We start from the raw sequence: 1,300 nt of genomic DNA, 5'->3' as shown, positions 1-1,300 counted from the left end.
CCCGCGCCCGACGCCCGCAGGCGGCCCGCGCCCGACGACCGCACGCGGCCTGCGCTCGACCCGCATCGGCAGCCCGCGCCGCCACCCTCTGGACCCGAACGAGGACGTCATGGTTCCCCGACTCAAGTCGCTCACGTGCCTCGCCCACGACGGCGAGCTGATCGTCAGCCTCGACCCGAAGGCTCGCGTGCGGGTCGCCGACCCGGACGGCCGGGTCCTGGCGCTCCTGCGGCTGCTGCTCGACGGGACGCGCGACGTCCCCGCCCTCGCCGCGGCGCTCGGGGCGCAGGGCTTCGCCACCTCGGACGACGACGTCACGACCGTCGTCCGTCAGCTCGACGGCCTCGGCTGGCTCGAGGACGCGGCCGCCCCCGAGACGTTCGACGCGCACGACCGCGAGCGCTACGCGAGCAACCTGTTCTGGTTCGACGCGTTCACGACGCTCGACGTCCCGCGCGAGGAGCCGCAGCGCCGCCTGCGCGCCGCGCACGTGCTCGTCCTGGGGGCGGGTGGCCTCGGGTCGGCCGCGCTCATGAGCCTCGCGGGGCTCGGCGTGGGCACGCTCACGGTCGTCGACCAGGACCTGGTGGAGCTGCGCAACTTCGCGCGCCAGTTCACGTACACCGAGGCGGAGGTCGGGCAGCCGAAGGCCGAGCGCGTGGCCGACTGGTTGCGCGCGTTCGACCCGTCGCTGCGCGTCACCGCCGAGCGCCGACGCGTCGACTCCGAGGAGGACGTCGCGGACCTGCTGCGGCGGTTCCGTCCCGACCTCGTGGTGCACGCGATCGACGACCCCGCGGAGATCGACCGCTGGGTCAACGGCGCGTGCGTCGCCGCGGGCGTGCCGCTCGTGCGCGGCGGGCTCGCCTACACGCAGGGGCTCTACTGGTCGGTCGACCCGGGCGTCAGCGCCTGCCAGGAGTGCCTCGTGCGGCACCGCGAGCGGCTCGCCGAAGGCGTCGACCGGGTCGCGATGGAGTGGCCGCTCGTGCTGCGCCAGGAGCACCGCAACCGCGGGATCGGGCCGGTCGCGCAGGTGCTCGGCGGGCTCGTCGCGATGGAGGCGATGCGCTACCTCACCGGCCTGACGCCGCCCGCGGCGGCCGGCCGCTACCAGCTCCTGGACCTCGGTGGCGACTGCGCGACCCGCACCGACCAGTGGCCGGCCGACCCGGACTGCCCGGTGTGCGCCACGGCTCCGGCTCGCGCGCCGCGCGCCGCGGCCTGAGGTCCGACGATGACGACGACGCCGACCGCCGAGGCCGCGCGGCCGCGCCCGGAGGGTGGCACGACGACGACC

At 76.2% G+C, this 1,300-nt stretch carries 1 protein-coding gene; it reads left to right on the top strand.

Annotated elements, in window-relative coordinates; translation table 11 throughout:
• The first annotated feature begins 109 nt into the window (after positions 1-109).
• Positions 110-1,228: a HesA/MoeB/ThiF family protein gene (locus HGA02_RS19640; RefSeq protein WP_168681083.1), complete on the top strand. Its 1,119-nt coding sequence runs from the start codon at positions 110-112 to the stop codon at positions 1,226-1,228.
• Positions 1,229-1,300 lie beyond the last annotated feature (72 nt).

Source organism: Cellulomonas septica (genome assembly GCF_012396155.1).
Taxonomy (GTDB): Bacteria; Actinomycetota; Actinomycetes; order Actinomycetales; family Cellulomonadaceae; genus Cellulomonas; species Cellulomonas septica.
The sequence above is the reverse complement of the archived record's forward strand: the minus strand, read 5'-3'. Positions and strand labels throughout refer to the sequence as shown.